Source organism: Terriglobus sp. YAF25 (genome assembly GCF_052113305.1).
GTDB lineage: Bacteria > Acidobacteriota > Terriglobia > Terriglobales > Acidobacteriaceae > Terriglobus.
Genome location: NZ_JBFRCY010000337.1, coordinates 1 through 4,754 on the forward strand (window position 1 = coordinate 1; position 4,754 = coordinate 4,754).

Consider the following 4,754-nt stretch of genomic DNA (forward strand, 5'->3'; position numbering starts at 1 on the left):
GAACAGCGCCATCGCGATATAAGAGGAGGCGATGGTTGCTTTTCTCAACCGTGACTCGATTAGCGATCGCAGATCCCTTGATTGGCGTGATACGAGGTCTCATTCCCCACACGATCAGGATTGCGGCGATTGCGAAGGCCAGCAACCAGAGACCTCTCCGCTTCGGCCTTGTGGGCATGACGAGACGCTACCAGATCGCATCTGCTCTGCTGCAGCTTATTCTGAAGAGAGCGTGTTCCCTCGTATCCAGGTTGGTACCGTTGCACTGATCCATGCTCTTCCCGGGGCATCCAGCTATCTATTCCGTAATCCGGTAGAGACCATCACCGCTTCTACGGTGGAGGAATTGGAAGAGCTGTTGCAGCGCATCGACAGCGCCGTGGCGAAAGGCCTCTACGCTGCCGGGTATCTCGCCTACGAAGCTGGCTATGCCCTTGAGCCCTCATTGCGGCGCCTCTTGTCCCCGCAGCGGCTGGCATGGTTTGGCATCTACCCCGATCGAGAGAGCTTCAGCTACCAACCAGAGCCGTCGCAGATCTCGATCGAAGGTCCCTCCATCACCATGTCTGCATCGACCTTTGCGGATAAGATCGCGCGCATCAAGCAGCACATCGAGCAAGGCGATACCTATCAACTCAATCTGACGACGAAGCTCCAATGGAACTACACAGATTTTCCTGAAGCGTTGCTGCATCACATCCTTGCCGTACAACCCGTTGAGTTCGGCGCCTTCCTCAATCTCGGATCGACGCAGATCCTTTCCGCTTCGCCGGAGTTGTTTTTCCGCCGCGAAGGAAGCCGCATCACGACGCGTCCCATGAAAGGTACGGTGCAGCGCGGCCGCGATCTTGAAGAAGACCGCGAGAAGATGGCGTGGCTGGCAAATGACGAAAAGAACCGCGCCGAGAATTTGATGATCGTCGATCTGTTGCGCAATGATCTCGGACGTATCTGTGCAACCGGCTCCGTTCATGTCGACAAGCTCTTCGAGGTAGAACGCTACTCGACGCTGCACCAGATGACCTCAACCATTCATGGCGATCTGCGCCCCGGAATCGGTTATGCCGAGATCTTCCGGGCGCTCTTCCCTTCAGGTTCCATCGTCGGCGCTCCAAAGATCAAAACCATGGAACTGATTCACTCTTTGGAAGAAGAGCCGCGAGGCGCTTATACCGGCTGTATCGGTTTTATCGCGCCCGGCGGCGAAGCATGTTTCTCCGTGGCAATCCGCACCATCACGCTGGAAGGTGGCCACGCGAAGATGGGAATCGGCGCGGGAATCACATATGACTCGGACGCCGCTGCGGAGTACGAAGAGACGCGGCTCAAGGGAGCCTTCCTGCAACAGGACGCACAGCCCTTCCAGTTGATCGAGACCATGCTGTGGGATGGAAGCCGCCTTCACTTTCTCGAGGAACACTTCGCCCGTCTGCAGCAATCGGCCGCCTACTTCGATTTCGCCTGCGATCTCGATAAGCTGCGTCTTGCTCTCCAGCAAACGGTCCAGACGCTCTCAGGCACGCACCGTATCCGAGTGCTCAGTAATCGCTCTGGCGTTTTCACTATCGAGTCTGTGCCGGTTCAGCTCGAAGACCGTCCGCTGAGAGTGCTGCTCTCCAACATCCGGACACGCTCGGGAGATCTATTTCTTCAGCACAAGACCACCCGCCGCAAGCTCTACGACGAACAACTTCGTCTCGCGCGCGAGCATGGCTTCGATGAAATCCTTTTTCTCAACGAAGATGGCAACATCACCGAAGGAGCGATCACGAACTTCTTTATCGAACGCGACGGAAAGCTGTTTACGCCTCCGTTGACAGACGGAGTACTGCCAGGTGTGATGCGCGCCCATCTCCACCCTGAGGAGCGCTCCCTGAAGCTGGACGGCCTTTTACCGACAGATCGTCTGTACCTTGGGAACTCCGTCCGCGGGATGCTTCCCATCGGGTACCTGGAGCGGTAACCCTGCACTGTTTACAGGGTTTTCATGAAAGCTTCACCTGCCCGCAGTGGGATGCACCACATGCTTGAGCATGGACGTCGTGTGCTCGCCATCCGAACTGACCATCGTAATTCCTGCCAAGAATGAAGCCGCTTACCTGCCGCGACTGCTGGATTCCCTATCCAGACAGGATCTGCCAGCAATGCGCTTCGTACCGATCTTTGTTGCGGACGCCGGCTCGACGGACGGAACCGTCGAATTGGCCATGAAATTTGCCGACCGGCTCAATGTAACGGTCATCCCCGGCGGACTTCCCTCCGTTGGCCGAAATGCCGGCGCTCGGGTGGCCTCGACCCCTTATATCCTCTTTCTCGATGCCGATATTGAACTGGACGATGACACGCTGATCCGTCGCGCAGTCCGTCTGCTGCGCCGCAGGAGGCTTCATTGCCTGACGACCTCGATCCGCTGTATGAGCCGCAATCCCTTCGATCATGCGCTCTACCTGGCAAACAATCTGATGCAGCGCATCGGCTCGTTCACCAAGCCGTTCGGGACCGGGATGTTTCTGCTTTTCGATACTGCCGCCTTCAATCGTCTGGGTGGCTTCGATGAATCGGCTCTCTTCGCCGAGGACTATCACCTCACCCGCCAGATTTCTCCGCGACGGTTCGGCATTCTGCGCGGCCATATCCTCACGTCGAACCGGCGCTTCCTCCGCACCGGCCGGCTCCGCATGGTCTTCCTCTTCTTCCGCACCATGCTGAACACGTGGAATGACTCCTACTTCGCAAACGACCATCGCTACTGGGAGACACCGAGCGAAGCGGAGCAACAGTAAGGGTCCTGCATATTTCAGACTCCTTGCAGATTTCGTATCAAATAAGAAGGGCGGCCAGCTGGCCGCCCTTCTTGTTGTGGTGAAGTAGCAGTTAGAAGATGATCTTCGCTGCCAACTGCAACTGACGAGCAGGCTGTGCGGCCGTAATCGAACCGAAGCCCGACGAGTTCACAGAGCTGCTGGGTGTGGAGTAGTTCACCTTGTTCAGCAGATTGAAGGCCTCTGCACGGAAATCAAAGTTTGCAGCGTCGCTCCATAGCGGGAATGCCTTGTGCAAGCCGAAATCAGCTTGATAGAAGGCGAATCCACGCATCAGGTTGCGGCTGGCGGTACCCCAGGGATTGGTCGATCCAGCGATATCGCTCGGCACGGTGAATGCCGCTGCGTTGATATATCCGTTCAGAGCGGTGTTGCTCTTGGTCAGGGTTGCGCCACGCAACGCTGCTCCAGCAACACGATTTGGACGGTAGGTAACCAGACCAGAGACGTTCAGGTTGGAACCCGAGGGCATTGCATAGGTGACGTTGATGGGCAATCCACTGGTCATCGTATTGATCAGCGTCAACTGCCAGCCACCCAACACGGAGTTGGCCAGATAACCCGAACCAGATCCCCAGTGGCGTCCATGACCATATGGAAGGTCATAAACAACCGAAGTGACGTTGGTGAGGGGCTGGTCATAGTTTGACGGGCCATAGCTAGCGCCCGGGTTGCGGTAGTCAACACGTGAATTGTCACCCGAGTTCGCCTCCAGGTGTCCACCCGACTGGTCGAAGGTACGGCTCCAGGTGAAGGCGTTCATCAGGAACAGACCGCGAGCCGCCTGCTTCTCCACTTTGAACTGCAGCGAGTTGTAGCTCGCAGCGCCAGCACCGTAAGCAATTTCAATCGAGCCAAAGGTAGAGACTGGACGACGGGACTGCTGAGTACCGCACGTCGTCAGGCCGACAGCGCAAGGAGTTGCCTGGTTGTAATCTGCGAGGATCTGCAGATGCTTTGAGACATTGCCGACGTAGGCCAGATCAACGAGCCAACCGGCGCCAAGAGTCTGCTGGAAGCCGGCGTGGAAGCTCTGCACATAACCCGTTTTGAGATCACGCGGGATGTAACGAGTGGTTACGTTGAGCGGGTTGAAGTAAGCCGGCGATGTCAGGTTGACAGAGTAGCCCTGCTGCGTCTGACGGAAGCAGGCAGACTGAAGCTGGGTGTCGTTCGTGCAGAGTCCCAGGGATGGGGTCTGCGTGATCGTTGCATTTACGACGTACGGACCGTTGTAGGTGAGGTTGTTTTCACCACCAGCACGATTCCACTGGGTGTAAACAATGCCGTAGCCCGCACGCAGTACTGTCTTGTCCGTTGCCGCGTAAGAGAGGCCGAAACGCGGAGCGACATTCAACTTAGGCGTATTGACCTGGGCGCGGCTGGCAACGCTATCGCCCGAGGCGGAAATGAGGGTGTTGGTACGAGGATCGAAGTTCGCAAGCCGATTGTCACGCTCGAACTGAGGCGTCACGATTTCGTAGCGAATACCGGCGTTCACCGTGAGCTTCGGGGATACCTTCATGTCGTCCTGGAAGTACATGAAGTTGTAACGCTGACGCAGGTTCACGACGGCAAAGGTTGTAAGAGCGTAGTCGCTGCGGTTTCCGAACATGAAGTCAGCGAGGTTACGCGCCTGCTGCAATTGGTTCGACAGCGTGGGAGCACCGCTCGCAACCGTCGTGTTGGAAGGATTCCCGTTCGCGGCGAACGTCCCTTGGTAGGTATCGGAACCGTAGCTGGGGTTGTAGTCATTCACTTCGGTGTGAACAAGCTGGTTTTCATAACCGAACTTCATCGTATGCAGGCTCTTTACCCAGGTAAAGTTGCCCTTCGGATTGAAGATGGTCGGATTCTGGAACTGCGGGTTGGAACTCTGCGCGCCAAACTGCGAGAAGCCCGTGACAGATTGCTGATTCAAAGGGCGAACAA

3 protein-coding genes are annotated in these 4,754 nt (G+C 56.7%); 2 read left to right on the forward strand and 1 reads right to left on the reverse strand.

Going from position 1 to position 4,754, the window contains the following annotated elements; translation table 11 throughout:
- Positions 1–232 precede the first annotated feature (232 nt).
- Together pabB and AB4043_RS14910 are read left to right on the forward strand one after the other, a co-directional pair.
- Positions 233–1,963, forward strand: coding sequence for an aminodeoxychorismate synthase component I (gene pabB, locus AB4043_RS14905; RefSeq protein ID WP_442299410.1), 1,731 nt, complete (start codon positions 233–235; stop codon positions 1,961–1,963).
- A 70-nt stretch (positions 1,964–2,033) separates the two neighbouring features.
- A complete protein-coding gene (locus tag AB4043_RS14910) occupies positions 2,034–2,783 on the forward strand; it encodes a glycosyltransferase (RefSeq protein WP_442299860.1) in 750 nt (249 codons plus the stop codon).
- A gap of 91 nt (positions 2,784–2,874) precedes the next feature.
- Here AB4043_RS14910 and AB4043_RS14915 read toward each other — a convergent pair.
- Positions 2,875–4,754, reverse strand: a 1,880-nt coding sequence (locus tag AB4043_RS14915; RefSeq protein WP_442307396.1) for a TonB-dependent receptor domain-containing protein, incomplete at its 5' end; no start/stop codon positions are given.